The sequence below is a fragment of the Streptomyces changanensis genome, from assembly GCF_024600715.1.
In the GTDB taxonomy this organism is placed as follows: Bacteria; Actinomycetota; Actinomycetes; order Streptomycetales; family Streptomycetaceae; genus Streptomyces; species Streptomyces changanensis.
In genome coordinates this window covers 5,697,656-5,718,379 of record NZ_CP102332.1, presented here as the reverse complement: position 1 = coordinate 5,718,379, position 20,724 = coordinate 5,697,656, and the positions used below count along the sequence as shown (strand labels likewise).

Sequence of the window (20,724 nt, the reverse complement as noted above, 5' to 3'; positions counted from 1 at the left end):
GCGGACGGACGCGCACGGCGGACGGGCGCGCAGGCGGGCGAGCACGCGGCGGCGGGGCGTGCCTGCGGACGCGTACGGCGGGCGGGCCGGCCACGGCGGGCGCGCGGGCCACGAGGGGCGACGCGTGCCTGGCGGGGCACGCGGTGGGGCGGCCGGCGGCGGTCACAGGACGCGGGACTCGCCCACCGCCAGGTCCCAGAGGCGTTCGCGGGGCAGGCCGGCCGCCTCCCAGGCGGCCAGGAGCCGGGTCAGGGGCTCCATGACCGGCTCGGAGGACAGGACGAACGTCGCCCAGTGCATGGGGGCCATCGCGCGGGCCCCCAGGTCGCGGAAGGCGCGGACGGCCTCCTCCGGGTCGGTGTGGACGTCGCCGAGCCACCAGCGGGGCGCGTACGCGCCGATGGGCAGCAGCGCGAGGTCGATCCCCGGGTGGCGGTCGGCGATCCGGCGGAACCAGTGGCCGTACCCGGTGTCACCGGCGAAGTACACGCTCCTGTCCCGCCGATCGGTGAGGACCCAGCCGCCCCACAGCGTGCGGCAGGTGTCGGTCAGGCCGCGCTTGGACCAGTGGTGGGCCGGTACGAAGTCGAAGCGGACGCCGTGGAGTTCGGCCCCCTCCCACCAGTCGAGCTCGGTGACGGTGGAGAAGCGGCGGTGGCGGAACCAGCGGCCGAGGCCGGCGGGGACGAAGACGGGGGTGCTGCGCGGGAGCCGGCGGAGCGTCGGCGCGTCCACGTGGTCGTAGTGGTTGTGGCTGATGACGACCGCGTCGACCGGGGGCACGTCCTCCCAGCGGACACCGACGGGTGTGACGCGCGCCGGGGTGCCGAGGATGCGCCGGGACCAGACGGGGTCGGTGAGGACGGTGAGGCCGCCGACGCGCACGATCCAACTGGCGTGCCCGGCCCAGGTGACGGCCAGCGTGTCGGGGTCGGCGGGCGGCAGCGGCCCGGGGGCGAACGGCAGCTTCGGCACGTCCCGCAGCCCGTCGGCGCCGGGGCGCACCGCGGCCGCGCCCTCCCGGGCCAGGCGGGCGAAGGCGCGGACGCCGGGCAGCGGCGCGGTGAGACGGCCCGCGAAGGAGCGCGGCCAGCGGCGTACCTCGCCGAGGGGCCGGGGGGCCGGCCGGGGGACGGGGGCCACCGGAGCGCCGTGGTGGGGCGCGGTGGCGGGATCCGCGGGGGGCGGGGGATCGGCGTGGGTCGGGTCCGTCATGTACGGGCTCCTTCACCGGTGTCGGCGCGGTCCGTGCGCGGTGCGCCGCCGCCGAGGGCAGCCGACAGGGCGCCCAGCGCCTCCGTCACGTGGGGCCGGTCCAGCGGGTCGGCCGCGGCCAGGGCCTCCAGCCGCTCGGCGGGGGTGGGGCCCAGCAGCGGCGTGGTGGCCAGGCGTACCCGCAGCGCGCCGAGTTCGTCGCCGAAGCGGTGGCCGCCGGGGACGGGGGTGCCGAGGCGCGCGGTCAGGTACTCCTCCAGCTCGATGGAGTCGGTGACGCCCCGCTCGGCGAGGTGCCCGCGGAGCGGGCCGAGGTCGGCGTAGAGGTGGCGGCCCGCCTCGGGCGGGAGGGCCAGGGCGCCGGCGGTGAGCACCACCCGGTGGGCCGCGGCGGCGACGCGCGCGTGCAGGGCGTTCGCGGCGGCGGTGCGCGCGGTGAGGGTCCGCGGCTCGTCGAGGGCGTGGGCGAGGGCGGTCGCCAGGGGGCCGGGCAGGTCGGCGCCGAGCGCGGTGAGCACGTCGAGGACGCGGGCGCGGTGTGCGGTGGCACCGGGCCGGGTGGGGAAGCGGGCCACGGCCGCGGGCCACGCGGCGGGGGCGACCGAGCCCGCCAGGTCGCACACGACGGTGACGTCGTCGGGGCACATCTCGGCGGGACTGACGAACACGGTGTCGCGGGGGTGGTGGACGGTGTCGCGCCACGTCTCGTCGCTGACGATGTGGAGCCCTTCCCCGACGGCCGCCTCGCAGGCCTCGCGGACCAGTTCGGGGGGCGTGACCGTGCCGGTGGGGTCGTCGGCGACGGACAGCAGCAGCACGGCCGGCCGGCCGCCCTCGGCCCGCACCCGGCGGACGGTCTCCAGGAGGGCGTAGGGGTCGGGGACGCCGCCGCACTCGGCGGGCGTGGGCACGTGGTAGGCGGGGCGGCCGAGGAGGCGGGCCTGCGGCGTCCACGCGAGCGGGCAGGGGCGCGGCATCAGGACGTCGCCGCCGTGCGCGGCGAGCAGCGCCAGGAACAGCGGGCCGGCGCCCGGGGCGGCGACGAGGTCCTCGGGGTGGCAGTCCAGGCCGCGCCGGGACCAGTAGCCGCAGGCGGCCTCCCGCAGCACCGGGCCGCCGCCGGGTGGTTCGGCGTCGGTGCGGCCCGCCGCGGCGGCGAGGAGGCCGGAGAGCTCCGGGAGGACGGGCAGGCCGGTGTCGGGGGCGGGCGGGGCATGGCGCACCTGGCCGTGCCCCTCGGGGGCGGAGCTGTGCATCGCCTCGACCTCCCGGGACCTCTCGTACCGCTTCGTCAAGCTTCGCTCCGGTTCCTGTGCGCACTGCCTTTATACGAAGATTCCCGGGGGTTCGCCGTTCGGGGGCGGGCGGTCGGGGGGCGGGCGGCCAGGCGTGCCAGCTCCTTCTCCAGGCCGTGGCCGCGGGCGCGTACGACGGCGGCGGCGACGTCGGCCAGTTTGCGGTTGGTGAGCTGCGAGACGCGGCGGAGCACGGTGTGGGCGTCCTCGGTGCCGCAGCCGAGGGCGTGCACGACGATGCCAACCGCCTGGTCGATGACCGGCCGGGAGCGCAGCGCCGTCTCCAGTTGGGCGACCTCGGCGAGGGCGGCACGGTGGAGGTCGTCACGGACGAGTGCGGCGGTGGCCGCCTCGCCGAGGGCTGCCGCGGGGCCGTGCGCGGCGCCGGCGAGGGAGCCGGGGCGGAAGCCGTACAGCGTGAGGGTGACGTCGGTGCCCGGACGGCGGAACGGCAGGGTCACGCTGGTGCGCAGCCCGGCGCGGAGCGCGGCGGCCCGGTGGGCGGGCCACCTGGTGTCGTGGAGGAGGTCCGGGACCTCGACGGGCCGGCCTGCGTCGAGCGCCGCCCGGACGGGCCCCTCGCCCGCGTCGAGCTGAACGGTCACGAGGGCGGCCAGGTCCGGATGGGTGGCAGCCGTGCGGCACCCGTCGGCCTCGGGCCCGTACGCCTCCGGCCCGTACGCCTCGGGCCCGTACGCCTCGGGTCGGTGCGCCTCGGGTCCGTGCCGCCGCTCCTGTCGGGGTCCGCGCGGCGGGCCGTGTTCCGGCTCCCGCGCGTCGTCGCCGAGGGTCGCGGCGGCGCCGCAGCAGGCCGGTACGGAGCGGACGCACTCCTCGGCGAGCCGTCGGAGCCGGCGCGCCGCGGACACCGGGACCGGTCCGTCGTCCTCGTGCTGGATCGGCATCGGGGGGTGCTCCTCTCGACGTGCGGCTGCCCGCCCGCAGCGGCCCGAAACGGCCGGGCGTTCGCGACGTGCACCCGGTTACCGTGCCTACATGCGGACGACGGTGCGGGCGACCCGGGAGCGCGCGCGGGTGTGCGCGGCGCGGTGGGGTGACGGGCGGCGGCGGGAGCCGGGAGCGCGGCGCGGTGACGGGCGCTCGCGGGGACCGGGAGCGGGCTGGGGTGACGGGCGGCGGCGGGGTCCGGGGGCACCGTGGAGCGGCGGGCGGGGGCCCGGGACGCGCCGCCCGGGCCCGGGCGGCGAGAGGGCCTCCGGATGAGCGGGACCGACGCTTTCGGCCGCGACCTCGCGGACTTCGTCCGGCGGGTGGGCGAGCTGCGCGCCGCCCGCGCGCTGCCCCCGGAGGAGCGGCGGGACGCCCTGGACACGGCCCTGTTCGAGCTGCAGCACGTGGCGGAGACGCTGTGGCCGCAGTACGAACGCCTCGCGGCGCGCGCCCCGGCGGGCAGGCCGGCGGAGCGGCAGGAGTCGCAGCTGCTGAAGGCCGTCTTCCAGCGGCTTCCGTTGCCGGTCGCGCTGGTCGACGGGGACACGGCCGTCCGGCGGATGAACCAGGCGGCGACCGTCCTGACCGGGGTCCCGGCCGGGTACGCCACGGGCCGGCCGCTGGCGGCGTTGCTGGCGCCGGGCGACCGGGTGGCGTTCCGCTCGCAGGTGGCCGCGGCGGCCCGTGGCGAGGGCGGTCGGAGCCTGTCCGTGCGGGTGCGTCCGCGTTCGGAGGAGCCCGTCCGGGTGACGCTGGTGGCGCTGCCGTTGCCCGGTGAGCCGGTGCCGGCGGTGCTCGTGGTGTTCCAGCCGGGTGCCGACGTCGTGGAGGCGCGGGGTGCGGCGGTACCGGCGGGTGGGGTTCCGGGCGGGCACGCGGAAGTCCTGGCCGCTGGGGCCGGGGCCGATGACCGGGCGGGGGCCGGTGGCGCGGGGGCCGGCGACCTGGCCGGGGCCACCGCCCGAGCGTCGGCCCTGGACGTGGTCGACGCGGTCGCGACCGCTCTGCTGCGCCGCCCGCCGGGGGACGCCACGGGGGCGCTGGAGGCGGTGGCGCGGGTCCTCCACGGCCGGTTCGCCGACTGGGTCCTCGCCGACCTGACGCCCGCGGGCGCGGCGCACGCGGCGGACCGCCCGGCGCCGGGGCCGCGCCGGGTGGCGGCGCTGGGACCATCCGGCGAGGACGCGCTCGCGGGCGAGCTCGCCGCGCAGGAGCCGGCGCGCTGTCCCCTCGTCGCCGAGGTCGCGCGGAGTGCCTCGGCCGCCCTCCAGGTACGGCTCGAGGACCCGCTGGCGCTGGGCACGGACGCCGCCGGGACGGCCGTGCTGGTGCGCGCCGGGGTCGGTTCGCTGCTGTGCCTGCCCGTCCTCGACGGTGGTGGCGGCCCGCAGGACGGGCCGCGGACGCCGCGGGTCCTCGGCGTGCTGACACTGCTGCGCGTCGACGCGCGGCGGGCGTTCTCGATGGCGGAGGCGCGGGCGGCCGACGTGGCCGCCCGCCACACGGGTATCGCGATGGTCCGCCCGGGGTGACACCGGCGGTTACGCGGCGTCCCGCATGATGTCCTCGCGCAGCCGGGAGCAGCACCGGCTGATGAGGCGGCTCACGTGCATCTGCGAGATGCCGAGGTCCTCGGCGATGCTGCTCTGCGTCATGTCGCGGAAGAACCGCATGTACAGGATCTTCTGCTCGCGCTCCGGGAGGGTGCGCAGCCTCGGCTTGACGGCCTCCCGGTCGACGACGATGTCCAGGGCCGGGTCCGGCCCGCCGAGCGCGTCGACGAGGGTGTAGCCGTCCTCCGTGCCGGGCAGTTCGGCGTCCAGCGACAAGGCGGTGAAGCTGTCGAGGGCTTCGAGGCCGGCGACGGCCTCCTCCTCCGTCATCCCCGCCTTCTCGGCTATCTCCGCGACCGTCGGGGCGCGGCCGCCGACGGAGTGCGAGAGCTCCTGGTAGGCGGCGCGGACGCGGCCCCGGAGGTCCTGCACCCGGCGCGGCACGTGCAGGGTCCACATGTGGTCGCGGAAGTGCCGCTTTATCTCGCCGGTGATGGTGGGCACGGCGAAGCTCTCGAAGGCCGCGCCCCGCGACGGGTCGTACCGGTCGACGGCCTTGACCAGGCCGAGGGCGGCGACCTGCTTGAGGTCCTCCAGCGCCTCGCCGCGGTTGCGGAACCGGCCTGCCAGCCGGTCGGCCATGGGCAGCCACGCGCTGACGATGTCCTGGCGCAGACGGTCCCGTTCCTCTCCGGGCGGCAGTGACGCCAGCCGGCGGAACGCCTCGGCGGTGTCGGGCGCGTCGTCGTGCGGATGCTTCGAGTGAGCGAGGGTAGGCATGATCGTGTTCAGCTCCCTGAGCGGCGCTGATGGTTGGCTGTCACCCCGGGAAGCGCCGCCGCCGGAACCGGGCGCGGACACGCCCGGAGCGGCGATCCGCTCCCACGGACGTGCCTCCGGTCCGAAGCACGAGATGCGCCTGCCCGGGGGCCTTGATGGCAAACGCCTTGATCCCACTGTCCGCCTGATTGCGCCGTTCGGCTTCCCGAGGGGCGCCCGGCCGGTCCGTCCGGGGCGGCGGCGGTGCGCCGCCACGGGTGGGGCGCGGGGGTGTCCGCGCAGGCGGGAGCGGGTGTGGCGGGGCCGGGCGGGGCGTTTTGAGGGCCGTCCCGCGCCTCGCGGGAGTTCGGCTGTCCGGGTGACCGGCACGGGGGTCGGAGCGGCGCGAGGCCGGCGCGGCGCGGCGCCGTCGCGGGCGCCGGGGCGGCACGGGGCCCGGAGCGGCGCGGGGTCGGCGCGGGCACCAGGGCGGCGCACGGGCCAGAGGGGCGCGGCGCCGTCGCGGAAGGGCGCACCCGGCGGCCCCGGGCCGTCCCGGGCCGTCCCGGGCCGGAGGGCGGTCGGGAGCCCTGCGACCGGGGAGCCGGCGACCGGGAAGGGACCCGGAGCCCGCTGTGCGGCCGAGGTACCGGGCCGGGCGGCACGCGCCCGGCCCGGCCCCGGGACGGATGGACGCGGGGCCACCCTGCGCCGGTACGGAGGCGGGGGCTGTCAGGCCGCGTCGGGCTGCTCGGCGGCGAGGGGCGCCACGACGGCGGTCGGGTCGACGACCGGCGCGACGAGCGGCTCGACCGGGACCACCTCCCCCGCCGCCCCGGCCGCGCCGTCGGGCTCCTCGGGGGGCGCGGGCAGCATCCGGTCCTCGTAGTGGGCCATGGCGAGGACGACGCCCAGCAGGGCGGGCGGCAGCAGCAGGGCGAGCAGTGCGGTCGTGACGTCCATCGCCTCGTCCCTTCCGTCCACGGACGCGGGGAGCGGCCCGGGGCGGACCGCCGTCCGCGCGTCCCGGTCCGCTCCCCACCCTTCACCCCTCGGCCGTCCGGCCGCTCAGCCACCCGGCCGCGTCGGCGAGTCCCCGCGACGCCCCCCGCCAAACCAGCGGACCGGCCGGCGGACCGACCGGCGGGCCAGGCGACGGGCCGCCGGCGGGTCCACCGGCGTTCCGGCGAAGCGCCCGTGAAGTGGTGGTTTGCGGCGGCGCGGCCGGGTACCCGCCCGGCGACCGACACACGCGGCACCGTGGAGGACTTCATGCAGCGAGGCAGCGATCGGCTCAGCCGGCGGCAGGACGACGCGATGAAACACGAGCTCCAAGGGCTGCTCCGGTCCGGCCACCCCACCCGTACGGAGGAGTGGCACGACCCCGAGCCGGTGGCCGACGACGACCCGGCGCTCGCCACCGGCCGCGGCCCGTCCGACGCCTTCGAGGCGCTGCGCCTCGAACTGGCCCGGCACCTCGCCCGAACGCCGTTCCCGGCCCACCGGGTGGACCTGCTGCGCGTCATGCGGGAACGGCACGCCCCCGACCCGCTGACGGAACGGGTGGAGGAACTGCCCGGCGACCGGACCTACCGCAGCGTGCAGGACGTCGCGGTCGCCCTGCACGGGCGATGACGGGGCCGGGAGCGGAGGCCGCGGGCGGTACGGCGCGGCTCGTCCGCGAGGTCATGACCGCGGGAGTGGCCGCCGTCCGCCCCGACGCCTCACTCGTCGAGGCCGCCCAGCTGATGCGGGCCCAGGACGTCGGGGACGTGCTCGTCGCCGACGGGGACCTGATCGTGGGGGTGCTGACGGACCGGGACATCACCGTCCGGGCGGTCGCCGAGGGCGCCGACCCGTCGACCGTGAGCGCCCAGACCGTGTGCACCCCCGACCCGGTCGTCGTCGGGCCCGACGACGACGTCGCGACGGCCGTGGGCCTGATGCGGCGGCACGCCGTGCGGCGGCTGCCGGTCGTGGAGGCCGGACGCCCCGTGGGCGTGGTCAGCCTGGGCGATCTCGCGGTCACCGAGGAGCCCCGCTCGGTCCTGGCCGACATCAGCAGGGCCGCACCCGAGAACGACACAGCGATGGACGAAAGGATCTGAGACCGTGCGCATCGCGTTTCTGGTGGCGCCCGAGGGCGTCGAACAGGTGGAACTGACCAAGCCGTGGCAGGCGGTCGCCGACGCCGGCGACACCCCGGAGCTGGTCTCGACGGCGTCCGGGCACGTCCAGGCGTTCAACCACCTGGACAAGGCCGACACCTTCCCCGTCGACCGGACCGTGGAGGAGGTCTCGGTGGACGACTACGACGCGCTGGTCCTGCCCGGCGGCGTGGCCAACCCGGACGCCCTGCGCATGGACGAGGGGGCCGTCGCGCTCGTACGGAGCTTCTTCGACGCGGGCAAGCCGGTCGCGGCGATCTGCCACGCCCCGTGGACGCTGGTGGAGGCCGACGTCGTGCGCGGCCGGAGGCTGACCTCCTGGCCCAGCCTGCGGACCGACATCCGCAACGCGGGCGGCGACTGGGTGGACGAGGAGGTCGTCGTCTCGGGCGACGGCTCCGGTACGACGCTCGTCACGAGCCGCAAGCCGGACGACCTGAAGGCGTTCTGCGACACGTTCACCGCCGAGTTCCGCAAGGCCGGGCAGGGCAGCCGGGCCGCCTGACTCCCACGGCCCCTCCCCCGGCACCGTACTGACGCGCCCGCCCCGGTCCACCGACCCGGGCGGGCGCGTGCGCGTGCGCACGGGCCCGGTCCGGGTGCGTGGGCGGCGTGACCGGTCCGGGTGCGGTGGGCCGCGTGACCGGTCCGGGTGTGGGCCGCGTGACCGGTACCGGCCACGCGGCGCCGGTCACCACCGCTCCTCGCCCTGCGCGCGGCGGCCTCGCCTACGCGCGGCGGCCCAGCAGGGCGAGGAGCCTCGTCTGGGCGTCGGCGTCCGCGGGCACGTCCAGCGGTCGGTCGAAGAGACCGGTGGACGGCAGCGAGTCCGCGTAGGGCGTGAACTCCCCGAGCGCGAAGTCGACGAGCCGGCGCGGCAGGCGCTCGTCCGCGCCGATCGCCCGCGACAGGTCCCACGCGTGGACCACGGCGTCCGCCGTCATCTGCGCGCAGTAGGCGGTGGCCGGGGTGTCGCCGGACGACAGGCTGACCGTCCGGTCGAGCGCGCCGTCCTCGCGGAAGGCGTCGCGTGCGCCCGCCGCGGCGCGGTCCCAGGTGGCGACCGGGTCGTCGCCGAGGACGTCCCCGTCGTACTTCCCGCCGACCTCGGCGACGGTCCGGCCGTCGCGCACCAGGTCGACGACCCACAGCTGTTCGCCGGCCAGGTGGCCGACCAGGTCCCGCACGGACCACTCGGAGCAGGGTGTGGGCGCGTCCCACTGGTCGTCCCGGACCGCGTGGACGCGCGACGAGAAGAGGGCGAGCGCCTCCGCGTGCCGGTCGAGGAGCGGGCTGCCGGACATGGATCACCTCCGCGTGTGTGGGTTCCACTCTGGGCGCGGGCGGGGCTCCGCGCGACAGGAGGGCGGCCGTGTGCCGTCCGACCTCACGGGTACCCGTCGCGGACCGACGAACCGGCCTCCGGGAGGGAGCCATGCAACTCGCCTTTCTGACCGGCCTCTACGACCACCCAGGACCGTGGGCGAGCGTGTACCTCGACACGTCGCGGCGGGACGAGTCCGCCGAGTGGCGGCAGGAGCTCACGGCGCGCAACGCCTGCGAGGAGCTCGCCGCGCAGGGGTGCGACGAGGCGACCGAGCGCGCCGTCCACGAAGCGCTGAACCGGTGGCCCCGACCACCGGGCGAGGCCGGGCGCGCGGTGTTCGCCGCGCACGGCGAGGTCGCTCTCGACCTGCCGCTGGCCGCCCGCCCGCTCGCGCCCACCCAGGTCTCCTGGTCGGCGCTGCCGCGTCTGGGACCGCTGCTCGACCTGGCCGCGGGAGACCCCGTGTGCCTCGTCGCGTACATCGACCGCGTCGGCGCCGACCTGGAGCTGCGCAGCCCGGTCGGGGCGGTGCCCGCCGGGCAGGTGGAGGGCCGGGACTGGCCCGTGCACCGCACCTCGGGCGGCGCCTGGTCCCAGCGGCACTTCCAGCTCGCCGTGGAGAACACCTGGGAGGAGAACGCCGCCGAGATCGCCGACGCCGTCGCCGAGACGGCCGAGGACCTGGGCGCGGACCTCGTGGTGCTCGCCGGTGATCCGCGCGAGCGGCGCTCCGTGCACGAGCGGCTGCCCGTCGGCCTGAAGGCGGACGTGGTGGAGAGCGAGCACGGCGGCCGGGCCGCCGGCGCCTCCCGGGAGCGGCTCGACGAGGACGTGCGGGCCGCGAAGGACGCGTTCCTGCGGCGTACCGCGGAGCAGGAGCTCGACCGGTTCCGGGCGGCCCGCGCACCGGAGGGCGGGAGCCCCGCGGGGGCGGCCGCCTGCGAGGGGGTCCCCGCGCTGGTCGAGGCGGCCCGCGAGCACCGCATCGCCGAGCTGCTGATCCGTCCGGACGGGCCCGACGCGCACCGCCAGGTGTGGGTGGGAGCCGCGCCGGACCAGGTGGCCGTGCGGCGCACGGAGACCCAGTACCTGGGCGCGACCGAGCCGCTGCCGGCGCGCGCGGACGACGCGTTGCTGCGGTCGGCGTTGGCGACGGGGGCGGAGGTCCTGCGCGTCCGGCCGGAGGTCGACGACCGGCTGCCGGTCGGCGGTCTCGGAGCGCTGCTGCGGTGGCCGTACGACGAGCAGGAGACCGAGGTTTCGACCAGATGACCGCGACGGGGAACGCCCCGCGCCCGCCGACCCCCACGGGACCGGCGGGCGCCGTCGTAGCGCCCCCCGTCGACGGCGGCGGCCCGGCGCGCCCGCCCGCCCGGTCCGGAGGCGCCGTCATACCGTCCGAGGCCCGTGCGGGCGACGGACCGAGGCCCGTGCGGGTGACGGCGGGCCGCCTGGGGCTCGCGCCGGGGCGGTCGCGCCGGGGCGGTGACGAGGTGCCGGCGGGCGCTGTCGGCGGGCCCGCGCCGCGCCGGCGGCCTTCCCGGCCGGGCCTTCGCGACCGCCGGCCGCCGGCGCGCGCGAGCCCCCACCGCCGGGCCGGGCGGGTGAGGGCTCGCGACCCGGCGCCGGGCCGGGCGGGTGGTCAGGCCACGACCCGCTCCACCAGCAGCGTCACGGCCGCGGCGATGGAGTCGGCGTCGATGCCCGCCGCGTGCAGCTGCTCCTCCGGCGTCGCTGAGCCGGGCATGTTCCGCACGGCGAGGCGGGCCATGCGGGGGGCGGGCCGGCCGTCCGCGAACACCTCGGCCACCGCGTCGCCGATGCCCCCCTCCGGGTGGTGGTCCTCCACGGTGAGGATGCAGCCCGTCTGCCCGGCGGCCTCGTTCAGGGTGTCGGCGTCCACCGGCTTGACCGAGTACAGGTCGATCACGCGCGCCCGGATGCCGCTCTCCGCGAGCCGGTCGGCCGCTTCGAGGGCCTCGTGGACGGTGACGCCCGCGGCGACGATGGTCACCTTGTCGTCGTCGTGGCGGCGCAGCACCTTGCTGCCCCCGACGGGGAACTCCTCGTCGGGCCCGTAGATGACGGGCGTCCCGCCGCGGCTCGTCCGCAGGTAGCGGATGCCGTCCAGGTCGGCCATGGCGGTGGTGAGCCGGGCCGTCTGGTTGGCGTCGCACGGGTAGAGGACGGTGCTGCCGTGCACGGACCGGAGCATCGCGATGTCCTCCAGGCCCATCTGGGACGGGCCGTCGGGGCCGATGGCGACGCCCGCGTGGGAGCCGACGAGGTTGATGCCGGCGCGGCTGACCGCGGCCATGCGGACGAAGTCGTGGGCGCGGGTGAGGAACGCGGCGAACGTCGCGGCGTACGGGACGTATCCCCGCGCCGCGAGGCCGACGGCTCCGGCGACGAGTTGCTGCTCGGCGATGTAGCACTCGAAGTACCGCTCCGGGTGCTCCTTGGCGAAGACCTCGGCGCGGGTCGAGTCGCCGACCTCCGCGTCGAGGACGACGACCCGGCCGCGCGCGGCGCCGACCGCCGCGAGGGCCTGCCCGAAGGCGTCACGGGTGGCGACCCGGTCGCCCGGGTCGTAGCGCGGCGGCGCGGGCGTGGTGTCGCCGACGGCGGTCGTCACCTTGCCGTCGGGCGGCGCCTGGACGGTCACGCGGGTGTGGCGTACGCCGCCGAGTTCGGCGATCGCCTCGTCCGCGTCGGGCAGGGGCTTGCCGTGCAGGCCCTCGCGGTCCTCCACGGCCTCGACGCCGCGGCCCTTGCGGGTGCGGGCGAGGATGGCGGTGGGCTTCCGGGTGGTGGAGCGGGCCTCGGCGAAGGCGGCGTCGATCGCCTGGACGTCGTGGCCGTCGACCTCGACGGTGTGCCAGCCGAAGGCGTGCAGGCGCCGCGCGTACGCGTCGAGGTCGTGCTCGTGGCGGGTGGGGCCGCGCTGGCCGAGCCGGTTGACGTCGACAACGAGGGTGAGGTTGTCGAGGTGGTTGTACGCGGCGTGCTCGACCGCCTCCCAGACGGAGCCCTCCGCCATCTCGCTGTCGCCGGACAGGACGTACACCCGGTACGGGAGCCGGTCCAGGCGCTGCCCGGCGAGGGCCATGCCGACGGCCACGGGCAGCCCTTGGCCGAGGGAGCCCGTGGCGGTGTCCACCCAGGGCAGCCGCGGCGTGGGGTGCCCTTCGAGGCGGCTGCCGAGCGTGCGGTAGCCGAGCAGCTCCTCCTCGTCCACGGCGCCGGCCGCGCGGTACAGGGCGTACAGCAGGGGCGAGGCGTGGCCCTTGGAGAGGACGAGCCGGTCGTTGCCGGGGTGGTCGGGGTGGTCGAAGTCGAAGCGCAGGTGGTGGGCGAGGAGGACGGCCGCGAGATCGGCGGCGGACATGGAGGAGGTGGGGTGGCCGGAGCCGGCCGCGTCGGCGGCTCGGACCGCGTCGACGCGCAACTGCTGACCCAGTTCTGCGAGTTCCTCGTACTGCATGCGTCGTTCACTCCTTCCCGGGCGCGCCGCGGGTGTGGGCGAGCTCGGGTGCGTCGGTGTCGAGGGGGACCTGCCAGGAACGGACCAGGCCGAGCTGGACGGCCTGCCGGGGCAGGGCGGCGTCGAGCAGCCAGTCGGCGGCCACCCGGACGCGGTTGCCGGGCATGGCGGCCAGGTGGTAGCCGCGGGTGACGGCGCCGGCGACCGGACCGGAGAGGGGGACGCCGAACGGGTTGGCCGCGGCCTTGACCCCGCCGAGGTCCACGGCGAAGCCGAGCGCGTCGTGCCGGTACGGGGCGGGGGTGCCGAGGCCGAGGGACGCGGCGACGTTCCGGGCGGCGGTCTTCCCCTGGCGCGAGGCGTGCTGCGCCGTCATGGGGGTGATCTCGCCGGGGCGGGCGAGGTCGGGCACGGCGGCGGCGTCGCCGCACGCGAAGACCTCCGGGTGGCCGGGGACGGCGAGTTCCGGGGTGACGACGATCCGGCCCTGCTGGAGGGGGACGCCGACCTGGGAGACGAACGGGTCGGGGCGGACGCCGACGCACCAGATCAGTGAGCGCGTCGGGACGAACTCGCCGTCGTCGAGCAGGACGCCGTCGGCGGTGGACTCCTTGACGGAGGTGCGGGTGCGCACCTCGACGCCCCGGTCGCGCAGGACCCGGTCGGCGGTGGCGGCGAGGCGCTCGTCGAGGCCGGGCAGGACGCGGTCGGCGACGTCGACGAGCAGCCAGCGGGGCGCGCGGTCGCGCGGCCAGTGGGGCTGCTCGCGCACGAGGGCGTCGGTGAACATCTTGCCGTGGGCGGCGACCTCGGTGCCGGTGTAGCCGGCGCCGACCACCACGAAGGTGCGGCGGGCCTCGGCGGTCGCGGGGTCGTCGGCGCCGGCGGCCATGAGCTCGATCTGCCGGGTGACGTGGTCGCGCAGGTAGAGCGCCTCGGGCAGACCGCGGAAGCCGGTGGCGTGCTCGGCGATGCCCGGGATGGGGAGGAGCTTGCTGACGCTGCCGACGGCGAGGACGAGCCGGTCGTAGTCGATCCGGCCCGAGGTGCCCTCGGGGTCGGTGCAGTGCACGGTGCGCGCGTCGAGGTCGATGCGCTCCGCCGTACCGAGGACGAGCCGGACGTTCCGCAGGGTGCCCGGCAGGGACACGGTGACGCGGCGGGGTTCGAGGATGCCGGCGGCGACCTGGGGCAGCAGCGGCAGGTAGAGGAAGTAGTCGGTCGGGTTGAGCAGGACGATCTCGGCGCGGCCGCGCAGGGTGCGGGACAGTTCGCGTGCGGTCCGGTAGCCGGCGAAGCCGGCTCCGACGATCAGGACGCGCGGACGGCGCCTCGTCGCGGTGGTCACTGGGCCTCCCGTGGGTGGTGTGCGGTCAGGCGCGGTGGTGGGGCGCCTCGGGGTCCGCGGGCGGGCCCGGCGGCTCCGGGCCGGCGGGAGGCTCCGGCGGTGCGGGATCGGCGGGAGGCTCCGGCGGTGCGGGATCGGCGGGAGGCTCCGGCGGCTCCTGGGCAGCGGGAGGCTCCGGCGGCTCCGGCGTCGAAGGAGGATGCGGCGGCGCCGCGACCGGCGGGGGGACCACCGGTGAGGGTGGGGTGCCGGGGGCGACGACGCGGACGTCGTCCGGTTCACGGGCGGCCGGGGAGTCGGGTGCGGAGTCGTCCACGGACGCGGTGGCGGGGTCCTCGGTGCGGTACGGGCGGTCCTCGGCCGTGCGGGCGTCGCGGCGGCGCGCCTTCACGACCACCGCGGCCAGCAGGGCAGCGCCCAGCGCCGCGGTGGTCGCCCGTACCGGCTTCCGGGACCGCGGGGTCTTGGTCGTCATGGGCGGCGGGTACCCGGGCCTCCCCGCGGATAACGCCCCACCACCCCTGTCCGCATTCTGGGAATCACGTCTCGGGATGTGGTTGGCCGGCGTAGCGTGGCGGTCCTGTCCCGGTCCCGAGAGAGACGGAGTAGGGCGATGGCGGATGCCGTCTACACGCATGGCCACCACGAGTCGGTGCTGCGGTCGCACCGGTGGCGCACGGCCGACAACTCGGCGGCGTACCTGCTGGGTTCCCTGCGGCCGGGGCTCGACGTGCTCGACGTCGGGTGCGGTCCCGGCACCATCACGGCGGACCTGGCCGCGCTGGTCGCGCCGGGACGCGTGACGGCGGTCGACGCCGCCGACGGCGTCCTGGCGCAGGCGCGCGCGGTCGCCGCGGAGCGCGGCCTCGACAACGTGGTGTGCGCTGTCGCCGACGTCCACGCGCTGGACTTCCCCGACGACTCCTTCGACGTCGTCCACGCCCACCAGGTGCTCCAGCACGTGGGCGATCCGGTGGCCGCGCTGCGGGAGATGCGGCGGGTGTGCCGTCCGGGCGGGGTCGTCGCCGCGCGGGACAGCGACTACGCGGCGTTCGCCTGGTACCCCGAACCGCCGGCGCTGGAGGAGTGGCGGGGCCTGTACCGGCGGGTGGCGCGGGCCAACGGCGGCGAGCCGGACGCCGGCCGCAGGCTGCTGTCGTGGGCGCGGCAGGCGGGGTTCACCGACATCACCCCCAGCGCCGCAGTGTGGTGCTTCGCCACACCGGAGGAGCGCGCGTGGTGGAGCGCCCTGTGGGCGGACCGCACGACGGAGTCGGGGTACGCACGGCTGGCGGTGGAGGGCGGCCATACGACGCCGGAGGGGCTGGCGGCCGCCGCGGGGGCGTGGCGCGAGTGGGGCGTGGCGCGAGTGGGGCGCGAGCGCGGACGCGTGGTTCACCGTGCCGCACGGGGAGATCCTCTGCCGGGTGTGAGGCGTCCCAACTACCCTGGTCCGGTATGGAGATCCTCGGCACCACACTGCGCATCTGCGTCGACGACCTGGACGCCTCGGTGGCGTTCTACGAGCGGCTCACCGGCGGTCCGGCGCTGCGGTTCGAGCGCGGCGGCGTCCGCGTCGCCGCCGTCGGCTGCTTCCTGTTGATGAGCGGCCCGGAGCCGGAGCTGGAGGTGCTGCGGAAGGTGTCGGCGACGATCGCGGTCGCCGACGTGGACGCGGCGCACGAGGCGCTCACGGCGGTCGGCGCGAAGGTGCTGGCCGGCCCGGTCCCGACGCCGGTGGGCCGCAATCTCATCGCGGTCCACCCGGACGGCTCCGTCTTCGAGTACGCGGACCGCCGGGCCGGGTAGCCGCCGGGCGCGGCCGGCCGTCCGGCATGCGCCGCCCGCCGCGACCGGACGCGGACACCCGGCCCCGGGCTCCGTCCGGCGGGCGCCCAGCGCCGGGCTCCGTCCGGCGGGCGCCGGGTGTCCGCGCCGGATATTCGCTGGGCGTCCCCGCCCGGCCTCCCTAGGGTGGAGGGCGCCCGCGCCCCCAGGCGCGGGTTCGGTCGGAGCGGGGCGGAAGGCGGTACGGCATGGGGGCGCGTCACACCTACCGGGTGATCGTGCGGGGCGTCTGGGACGGCCTGACGGACCGGGACCGCGAGCGCCTCCTGGCCGACGCGGACCGGCACGGCCTGTCCTCGATGCGGTTCACGGAGGAGGGCTCGCTCACCTACGACGCCGCGCTGAAGCGCTTCAGCTACCGCTTCACGGTGGTGTCCGACGCGGACGACGGGGAGGAGATGGCCGCACTGCTCGCCGAGGAGCGGGCGGAGGCGGCGCTCGCCGCGCTGGGTCTCGGCCACCGGGCGCTGACCTCGACAGCCACGGACATGGACACCATGAAGGTCAACGACCGGGGCCGGCGCCCCGGGCGGCCGGCTCGTCCGCGGTGAGCGCCCACCGCTCGTGGTCCCGCCACTCCCCGTCGACGAGGAGCATCGCCGGGGAGTAACCCTCCCTGCGGAACCCGGCGCGGCGGACGAGGGCGATCGAGGCGGCGTTGCCGGGTTGGATGTTGGCCTCCAGGCGGTGCAGCCCGAGGGGGCCGAAAGCGTGGCGCACGACGAGGCCGAGCGCCTCCCCCATCAGTCCCCGCCCGGCGGCGTGCGCGAAGGCCCCGTAGCCGAGGGCGCCGTTGCGGAAGGCGCCCCGGACGATGTTGTTGACGTTGACGAAGCCGGCGATGGCGCCGCCGTCGCGCTCGCAGACCAGGTGGCCGAGGCGGTCGGGGGCCTCGATCAGGCGCCGCGCGTAGGCGGCGTAGGCGTCGGCGTCGTCGGGCGGGAAGAGCCAGGGCCGGTGCAGGTCCCGGCTCTCCCGCGCCCGTGCGGTGAACTCGTCGGCGTCCTCGTACCGGAAGGGCCGCAGGCCCACCCGGGGTCCCACGGCCAGGTACGCGGCCGGCCGGATGCTCTCGTCGTCGGGCATCCGGCCAGCCTAGGCGATGTCCCGCTCAGTGGTGGGCGACGACCACGGGGCGTTCGTCCGACGCCTCGGCGGCCTCCTCGGCCGGCGGGCGCTGGATGAGCAGCGAGGTCACCACGCCGACGGCGAGCAGGGCGAGCGCGGTGTACATGGCGTTCTGGTAGCCGGCCTCGGTGACGCCGCCGGCGTCGCTGCCCGCGGTGATCATGGCGGAGGCCAGGGCGATGCCGAGGGAGGCGCCGATGCCGAAGCAGGCGCCGTTGAGGCCGGAGAGGGAGCCGGGCTTGTCCGCCGGGGCGGTGGTCACGGCGAGCCCGTTGAGGCCGGTGAGCATGAAACCGCCGTAGGTGACGCCGAGCGCGGCGAGCGCGGCGACGAGGATCCACTCGTTGTGCAGGAAGAGCGTGGCCACGAGGAAGATCGCGAAGTTGGCGACGGCGCCCGTGACGACGATCTTGCGCCAGCCGATCCGCGGGCCGAGCCGCCCGGTGAGCGGGGCGGAGACCACCCCGATGAGCTGGATCGGCGTGAGGAAGAGGATCGCCGAGGTGACGGCCGTGAGGCCGAGGCCGACCCGCGCGTCCTGCGAGAACAGCGGGATGGTCAGGGCGATGGCGCCGAACGCGCCGCCGAGGGTGCAGATCGTGGTGAGGAGCAGCGGCCAGGCGCGCCGGGAGGCGAGGACGTCCAGGTCGATGACCGGGTTGGGGGCGGTCTTCTGCGAGAGGACGAAGAAGGCGAGGGAGGCGAGGCCGCCGATGAGGAAGGCGAGGGTGAGCGCCGAGGTCCAGCCCCAGGCGGCACCCTGGGCGAGGCCGACGAGGATGCCGGTGAGGCCGAGGGCGAGGGCGGTGATGCCGCGCGCGTCGAACCGGGCGCCGGGCTCCGTGGTGGGCGGTACGTCGGGGACGTAGCGGCGCACGCCGATCAGGCCGGCGACGGCGATGAGGGTGGAGCAGACGAAGATCCCGCGGAAGCCGATGGTGTCGGCGATCTGGCCGCCGGCGATGGCGTCGACGCCGGCGAGGCCGCCGTTGACGGCGGTGATGATGCCGGCCGCCTTGCCGAAGCCGGCCGGGGTGAGCAGCTGGTTCAGCGTGAGGAAGGCGAGGGTGAACATCGCCGCCGAGACGCCCTGGAGGATGCGGCCCGCGATGAAGACCTCGATGTTCGGCGCGACCACGCAGAGCACGTTGCCGACGATCAGGACGGCGGCGCACACGAGCATCATGGGCTTGCGGCCCCGCTGGTCGCTCAGGCGGGCGAGGGTGACCTGGCCGATGGCCGCCATCAGGAAGAAGAGCGTCTGGGAGAGGCCGGCGGCGGCCGTGGTGGTGCCGAGCCGCTCGATGACGTCCGGGAGCGCGGGACTGAGCATGGTGGCGTTGATCTGGTAGCCGAGGACGGCCAGGACCATCGCCAGCAGCATGGGGCCGCGGCCCGCGAGGTCGGATTCGGCTCCGGAACGCGTCCGGCCGGGCGTGGTTGACATGTCGGCCCCTTTGCCTGGGATGTCATCTCGTGCAGTGTCCGTGGCCACCTGCCCGTCAGTTGTCAGACAAGTGCCAGGTGACACCCTGTGGTCTACGCGCGTAAAACGTCAAGGGTCACCGGAGTGTGATGTGCGCCGTACCGACCCCCCGGCGACCCGCCGCCGCACGGCACCGCCGGTGCGCACGGGATTGCCCGGTGGCGGCGGGGCGGCATACCGTGCGCCATGACCTGCTGACAGGTGAGCCCGGGAGGTACAGCGGTGGTCAGTGCGGAGCGGCGGCGCCCGGTCGTGGTGCTGTACGAGCGGATCGTCGACGCCATCCACGCGGGCACCTACCCGCCGGGGTCCACCCTGCCGTCCGAGCCGCGCCTCGCCGGGGAGCTGGGCGTGAGCCGGCCGGCGCTGCGCGAGGCACTGCTGCTGCTCCAGGAGGACGGGCTGCTGTCGGTGCGCCGGGGCGTGGGGCGCACGGTCAACGACCGGCCGCCGCGGCGCGGCTTCGAGTACGTCCGGCCCCTGGAGGAGCTGCTCGGCGCCGGGGCGCCCGTCCGGGTACGGGCGCTGCTGCGGACCGTGGAGGAGCCGACCGACTTCACCACCCAGCACCTGCTGGCTCCGGTCCGGGCCGGGCTGCGGTTCTGGGAGTCCCTGCTCGCCGCGGAGGGCACGGCCGCCGCGCTCAGCCAGGAGTGGGCGGCCCCCGACGGGACGCTGGAGCGCGTCCACCCCGCCTTCGCCGCGGCCCTGCGGGAGGCGGCGGCCCCCGAGCGCACCTCGATGCTGTCGGTGCTGGTCGGGGCGTCGCGGGGGGTGGCGCTCGCCGCCCACAGCGCCGTGACGGCGACCCTGCTGGGCCAGCGGCGCGGGGAGCAGCTGGACCGGCCGGCGGACACCCCGGCGGTGCTGGTCACGCAGGTCGTGCGGGTCGGCGAGACGCCGGTGCTGGCGGCGAAGCACATGCTGCCGACCGGCGCCCCCGCCCTGCCGCTGCTCCAGTCGAACTGAGCCCGCCGCTCCCCCACGCGGGGGTGTCGCGCGGGTCACGGCGGCCGCCGCCGGGGTGCCCTACACTCCGGTCATGCACTTGTCTGACAACCTCGCCTCGTCCCGTGCCGTCGCCGACTGGATCCGCCAGGCCCCGAAGGCGGTCCTCCACGACCACCTGGACGGCGGCCTGCGCCCCGCCACGATCATCGAGCTGGCCCGCGCCTGCGGCTACACCGGACTGCCGACCGAGGACCCGGCCGAGCTGGCCGTCTGGTTCCGGGACGCGGCGGACTCCGGGTCCCTGGAGCGCTACCTGGAGACGTTCGCCCACACCTGCGCGGTGATGCAGACCCGCGAGGCCCTCTTCCGGGTGGCCGCCGAGTGCGCCGAGGACCTGGCGGCCGACGGCGTCGTCTACGCGGAGGTGCGGTACGCGCCCGAGCAGCACCTCGCGGCCGGGCTGACCCTGGACGAGGTCGTCGAGGCCGTCAACGAGGGCTTCCGCGAGGGCGAGCGCCGCGCCGACGGCCGCATCACCGTGGGCACCCTGCTCACCGGGATGCGCCACACGGACCGCTCCCTGGAGATAGCCGAGCTGACCGTCGCCCACCGCGAGCGCGGCGTGGCCGGGTTCGACATCGCGGGCGGCGAGATCGGCAACCCGCCGGCCCGCCACCTGCCCGCCTTCCAGCACCTGAAGCGGCACAACTGCCACTTCACGATCCACGCCGGCGAGGCCGTGGGCGCCGAGTCGATCCACGAGGCCGTCCAGGTGTGCGGTGCCGAGCGGATCGGCCACGGCGTGCGCATCACCGACGACATCGCCGAGGACGGCACGCTGGGCCACCTCGCCGCGTACGTCCGCGACAACCGGATCACGCTGGAGGTCTGCCCGACCTCCAACCTCCAGACGGGCGCGGCGAAGGACTACGCGACGCACCCCGTCGACCGGCTGCGCCGCCTCGGCTTCCGCGTCACGCTGAACACCGACAACCGCCTGGTGTCCGGCACCACCATGAGCGAGGAGTTCCAGCACATGGTGGACGCCTTCGGCTACGGCCCGGAGGTCTTCGAGGAGTTCACCGTCGCCGCCGTCGAGGCCGCCTTCCTGCCGCTGCCGGAGCGCCGCCGCCTCATCGACGAGGTGATCCGGCCGGGCTACGCCGCCCTGGCCGCGTCCTCCCGCTGACGACGCGGGGCGGGGGCGCGGC

Annotated in this window: 20 protein-coding genes and 1 pseudogene; 10 read left to right on the top strand and 11 right to left on the bottom strand. The window is 76.6% G+C overall.

Translation table 11 applies throughout. From position 1 onward, the window contains the following. Nucleotides 1–162 precede the first annotated feature (162 nt). From NRO40_RS24950 to NRO40_RS24940, 3 genes are read right to left on the bottom strand one after another with little or no spacing between them, the layout of a single operon-like run. Nucleotides 163–1,215: an MBL fold metallo-hydrolase gene (locus tag NRO40_RS24950; protein ID WP_058941599.1), complete on the bottom strand. Its 1,053-nt coding sequence runs from the start codon at nucleotides 1,213–1,215 to the stop codon at nucleotides 163–165. Continuing rightward, on the bottom strand, nucleotides 1,212–2,471 hold the full coding sequence (locus NRO40_RS24945; protein WP_058941614.1) for an aminotransferase class I/II-fold pyridoxal phosphate-dependent enzyme: 1,260 nt from the start codon (nucleotides 2,469–2,471) through the stop codon (nucleotides 1,212–1,214). Before NRO40_RS24945 ends, NRO40_RS24950 begins: the two co-directional genes overlap by 4 nt. A gap of 35 nt (nucleotides 2,472–2,506) precedes the next feature. Continuing rightward, nucleotides 2,507–3,415: a GAF and ANTAR domain-containing protein gene (locus NRO40_RS24940; protein ID WP_079046963.1), complete on the bottom strand. Its 909-nt coding sequence runs from the start codon at nucleotides 3,413–3,415 to the stop codon at nucleotides 2,507–2,509. 315 nt (nucleotides 3,416–3,730) lie between these two features. On the opposite strand from NRO40_RS24940, the gene NRO40_RS24935 reads away from it, so the two are divergent. Then, complete coding sequence (locus NRO40_RS24935) at nucleotides 3,731–4,993, top strand: PAS domain-containing protein (protein ID WP_058941600.1); 1,263 nt, start codon at nucleotides 3,731–3,733, stop codon at nucleotides 4,991–4,993. Nucleotides 4,994–5,002: 9 nt separating this feature from the next. Here the strand turns inward: NRO40_RS24935 and NRO40_RS24930 are convergent, their stop codons facing one another. Then, nucleotides 5,003–5,794, bottom strand: a complete 792-nt coding sequence (locus NRO40_RS24930) for an RNA polymerase sigma factor SigF (RefSeq protein ID WP_058941601.1) — start codon at nucleotides 5,792–5,794, stop codon at nucleotides 5,003–5,005. A 711-nt stretch (nucleotides 5,795–6,505) separates the two neighbouring features. Continuing rightward, entirely contained in the window at nucleotides 6,506–6,736 is a 231-nt protein-coding gene (locus NRO40_RS24925; protein WP_058940137.1) for a hypothetical protein, read from the bottom strand. A gap of 309 nt (nucleotides 6,737–7,045) precedes the next feature. On the opposite strand from NRO40_RS24925, the gene NRO40_RS24920 reads away from it, so the two are divergent. Genes NRO40_RS24920 through NRO40_RS24910 form a run of 3 tightly spaced genes read left to right on the top strand, consistent with a single transcriptional unit; the run spans nucleotide 7,046 to nucleotide 8,446 of the window. Continuing rightward, a complete protein-coding gene (locus NRO40_RS24920; RefSeq protein WP_058940262.1) occupies nucleotides 7,046–7,408 on the top strand; it encodes a DUF2795 domain-containing protein in 363 nt (120 codons plus the stop codon). Then, nucleotides 7,405–7,881, top strand: coding sequence for a CBS domain-containing protein (locus NRO40_RS24915; RefSeq protein ID WP_058940138.1), 477 nt, complete (start codon nucleotides 7,405–7,407; stop codon nucleotides 7,879–7,881). Before NRO40_RS24920 ends, NRO40_RS24915 begins: the two co-directional genes overlap by 4 nt. Nucleotides 7,882–7,885: 4 nt before the next feature. Beyond that, complete coding sequence (locus tag NRO40_RS24910) at nucleotides 7,886–8,446, top strand: type 1 glutamine amidotransferase domain-containing protein (RefSeq protein WP_058940139.1); 561 nt, start codon at nucleotides 7,886–7,888, stop codon at nucleotides 8,444–8,446. Between the two features lie 223 nt (nucleotides 8,447–8,669). Here NRO40_RS24910 and NRO40_RS24905 read toward each other — a convergent pair whose 3' ends face one another. Then, complete coding sequence (locus NRO40_RS24905) at nucleotides 8,670–9,245, bottom strand: TIGR03086 family metal-binding protein (protein WP_058940140.1); 576 nt, start codon at nucleotides 9,243–9,245, stop codon at nucleotides 8,670–8,672. 131 nt (nucleotides 9,246–9,376) lie between these two features. On the opposite strand from NRO40_RS24905, the gene NRO40_RS24900 reads away from it, so the two are divergent. Continuing rightward, a complete protein-coding gene (locus NRO40_RS24900) occupies nucleotides 9,377–10,540 on the top strand; it encodes a baeRF2 domain-containing protein (protein ID WP_058940141.1) in 1,164 nt (387 codons plus the stop codon). Between the two features lie 370 nt (nucleotides 10,541–10,910). On the opposite strand, the gene NRO40_RS24895 is transcribed toward NRO40_RS24900, so the two are convergent. Genes NRO40_RS24895 through NRO40_RS24885 form a run of 3 tightly spaced genes read right to left on the bottom strand, consistent with a single transcriptional unit; the run spans nucleotide 10,911 to nucleotide 14,575 of the window. Continuing rightward, the gene (locus NRO40_RS24895) at nucleotides 10,911–12,752 is read right to left on the bottom strand and encodes a transketolase (protein ID WP_058940142.1); all 1,842 of its coding nucleotides are present in this window, start codon (nucleotides 12,750–12,752) and stop codon (nucleotides 10,911–10,913) included. A gap of 7 nt (nucleotides 12,753–12,759) precedes the next feature. Next, a complete protein-coding gene (locus NRO40_RS24890) occupies nucleotides 12,760–14,100 on the bottom strand; it encodes an NAD(P)/FAD-dependent oxidoreductase (protein WP_058940143.1) in 1,341 nt (446 codons plus the stop codon). A 25-nt stretch (nucleotides 14,101–14,125) separates the two neighbouring features. Further along, on the bottom strand, nucleotides 14,126–14,575 hold the full coding sequence (locus NRO40_RS24885) for a hypothetical protein (protein WP_058940144.1): 450 nt from the start codon (nucleotides 14,573–14,575) through the stop codon (nucleotides 14,126–14,128). 138 nt (nucleotides 14,576–14,713) lie between these two features. Here NRO40_RS24885 and NRO40_RS24880 point away from each other — a divergent pair. The 3 genes and pseudogenes from NRO40_RS24880 to NRO40_RS24870 all read left to right on the top strand — a co-directional run bounded on the left by NRO40_RS24880 (nucleotide 14,714) and on the right by NRO40_RS24870 (nucleotide 16,499). Further along, nucleotides 14,714–15,533: pseudogene (locus NRO40_RS24880) on the top strand (methyltransferase domain-containing protein). Nucleotides 15,534–15,558: 25 nt separating this feature from the next. Continuing rightward, entirely contained in the window at nucleotides 15,559–15,909 is a 351-nt protein-coding gene (locus NRO40_RS24875; RefSeq protein ID WP_058940145.1) for a VOC family protein, read from the top strand. A gap of 227 nt (nucleotides 15,910–16,136) precedes the next feature. After that, entirely contained in the window at nucleotides 16,137–16,499 is a 363-nt protein-coding gene (locus NRO40_RS24870) for a DUF6204 family protein (RefSeq protein ID WP_058940146.1), read from the top strand. Here the strand turns inward: NRO40_RS24870 and NRO40_RS24865 are convergent. Together NRO40_RS24865 and NRO40_RS24860 are read right to left on the bottom strand one after the other, a co-directional pair. Beyond that, nucleotides 16,453–17,034 (bottom strand): GNAT family N-acetyltransferase, encoded by a 582-nt coding sequence (locus tag NRO40_RS24865; RefSeq protein WP_058940147.1) that lies wholly within the window; start codon nucleotides 17,032–17,034, stop codon nucleotides 16,453–16,455. The two genes, NRO40_RS24870 and NRO40_RS24865, sit on opposite strands and share 47 nt — an antisense overlap. 25 nt (nucleotides 17,035–17,059) lie before the next feature. Beyond that, the gene (locus tag NRO40_RS24860; protein ID WP_079046749.1) at nucleotides 17,060–18,523 is read right to left on the bottom strand and encodes an MFS transporter; all 1,464 of its coding nucleotides are present in this window, start codon (nucleotides 18,521–18,523) and stop codon (nucleotides 17,060–17,062) included. A gap of 261 nt (nucleotides 18,524–18,784) precedes the next feature. Between NRO40_RS24860 and NRO40_RS24855 the strand changes: the two genes are divergently transcribed. Then, the gene (locus NRO40_RS24855) at nucleotides 18,785–19,531 is read left to right on the top strand and encodes a GntR family transcriptional regulator (protein WP_058940149.1); all 747 of its coding nucleotides are present in this window, start codon (nucleotides 18,785–18,787) and stop codon (nucleotides 19,529–19,531) included. 73 nt (nucleotides 19,532–19,604) lie between these two features. Beyond that, nucleotides 19,605–20,702 (top strand): adenosine deaminase, encoded by a 1,098-nt coding sequence (locus NRO40_RS24850; RefSeq protein ID WP_058940150.1) that lies wholly within the window; start codon nucleotides 19,605–19,607, stop codon nucleotides 20,700–20,702. Nucleotides 20,703–20,724: the final 22 nt, after the last annotated feature.

Excerpts from the sequence above, each read along its gene's own strand:
- NRO40_RS24930 (WP_058941601.1), bottom strand. The coding sequence starts at position 5,794 with ATGCCTACCCTCGCTCACTCGAAGCATCCGCACGACGACGCGCCCGAC.
- NRO40_RS24870 (WP_058940146.1), top strand. The coding sequence starts at position 16,137 with ATGGGGGCGCGTCACACCTACCGGGTGATCGTGCGGGGCGTCTGGGAC.
- NRO40_RS24905 (WP_058940140.1), bottom strand. The coding sequence starts at position 9,245 with ATGTCCGGCAGCCCGCTCCTCGACCGGCACGCGGAGGCGCTCGCCCTC.
- NRO40_RS24925 (WP_058940137.1), bottom strand. The coding sequence starts at position 6,736 with ATGGACGTCACGACCGCACTGCTCGCCCTGCTGCTGCCGCCCGCCCTG.
- NRO40_RS24935 (WP_058941600.1), top strand. The coding sequence starts at position 3,731 with ATGAGCGGGACCGACGCTTTCGGCCGCGACCTCGCGGACTTCGTCCGG.
- NRO40_RS24945 (WP_058941614.1), bottom strand. The coding sequence starts at position 2,471 with ATGCACAGCTCCGCCCCCGAGGGGCACGGCCAGGTGCGCCATGCCCCG.
- NRO40_RS24920 (WP_058940262.1), top strand. The coding sequence starts at position 7,046 with ATGCAGCGAGGCAGCGATCGGCTCAGCCGGCGGCAGGACGACGCGATG.
- NRO40_RS24865 (WP_058940147.1), bottom strand. The coding sequence starts at position 17,034 with ATGCCCGACGACGAGAGCATCCGGCCGGCCGCGTACCTGGCCGTGGGA.
- NRO40_RS24940 (WP_079046963.1), bottom strand. The coding sequence starts at position 3,415 with ATGCCGATCCAGCACGAGGACGACGGACCGGTCCCGGTGTCCGCGGCG.
- NRO40_RS24850 (WP_058940150.1), top strand. The coding sequence starts at position 19,605 with ATGCACTTGTCTGACAACCTCGCCTCGTCCCGTGCCGTCGCCGACTGG.
- NRO40_RS24900 (WP_058940141.1), top strand. The coding sequence starts at position 9,377 with ATGCAACTCGCCTTTCTGACCGGCCTCTACGACCACCCAGGACCGTGG.
- NRO40_RS24885 (WP_058940144.1), bottom strand. The coding sequence starts at position 14,575 with ATGACGACCAAGACCCCGCGGTCCCGGAAGCCGGTACGGGCGACCACC.
- NRO40_RS24915 (WP_058940138.1), top strand. The coding sequence starts at position 7,405 with ATGACGGGGCCGGGAGCGGAGGCCGCGGGCGGTACGGCGCGGCTCGTC.
- NRO40_RS24860 (WP_079046749.1), bottom strand. The coding sequence starts at position 18,523 with ATGTCAACCACGCCCGGCCGGACGCGTTCCGGAGCCGAATCCGACCTC.
- NRO40_RS24875 (WP_058940145.1), top strand. The coding sequence starts at position 15,559 with ATGGAGATCCTCGGCACCACACTGCGCATCTGCGTCGACGACCTGGAC.
- NRO40_RS24950 (WP_058941599.1), bottom strand. The coding sequence starts at position 1,215 with ATGACGGACCCGACCCACGCCGATCCCCCGCCCCCCGCGGATCCCGCC.
- NRO40_RS24895 (WP_058940142.1), bottom strand. The coding sequence starts at position 12,752 with ATGCAGTACGAGGAACTCGCAGAACTGGGTCAGCAGTTGCGCGTCGAC.